1 protein-coding gene is annotated in these 475 nt (G+C 79.4%); it reads right to left on the bottom strand.

Annotated elements, in window-relative coordinates; all coding sequences use genetic code 11:
* Window positions 1–63: 63 nt before the first annotated feature.
* A complete protein-coding gene (locus tag DZG00_RS16450; RefSeq protein WP_233550189.1) occupies window positions 64–408 on the bottom strand; it encodes a (2Fe-2S)-binding protein in 345 nt (114 codons plus the stop codon).
* Window positions 409–475: the final 67 nt, after the last annotated feature.

The following is a 475-nucleotide window of genomic DNA, read 5'->3' as shown; positions in this document are numbered from 1 at the left end:
CGGCAGCCAGCCCGGCAGGTCCCGCGCCGACCACGACGACGTGCCGCCGGTCGTCCGCGCCGCTCACGACGCGTCCCCCGCGCGATCCGTCGGTGCGGCCGATCCGGCGTCCGGCACGGTCGCGCCCGGCCCGGTCTCCACCACGTCGCCCTCGACCGCGCGGCGCTGGCAGGCGCGCACGTCGGGCAGGCCGTTGACCGTCACGGTGCAGTCGAAGCACACGCCGATCCCGCAGAAGACGCCGCGCGGCCGCCCGGCGCTCGCGGTCGTCCGCCAGGCGAGCGTGCCGGACGCGAGCAGCGCGCCCGCGATGGTCTGGCCGCTGACGCCCTCGACCGGATCCCCGTCCACCGTGAAGCGCACGGCCGCGGCCGGCTCCGGGCGGATCGGATCGCGCGCCGGATCCACGCGCCGCGGCGTCACGAGCGCACCCCGGCAGCGCCCGTCGGCAGAGCGGCCCCCGGCATCGCGAGCC

This window comes from Clavibacter lycopersici (assembly GCF_003576405.1).
Lineage (GTDB): Bacteria > Actinomycetota > Actinomycetes > Actinomycetales > Microbacteriaceae > Clavibacter > Clavibacter lycopersici.
This window is presented reverse-complemented; position numbering and strand designations above follow the sequence as displayed.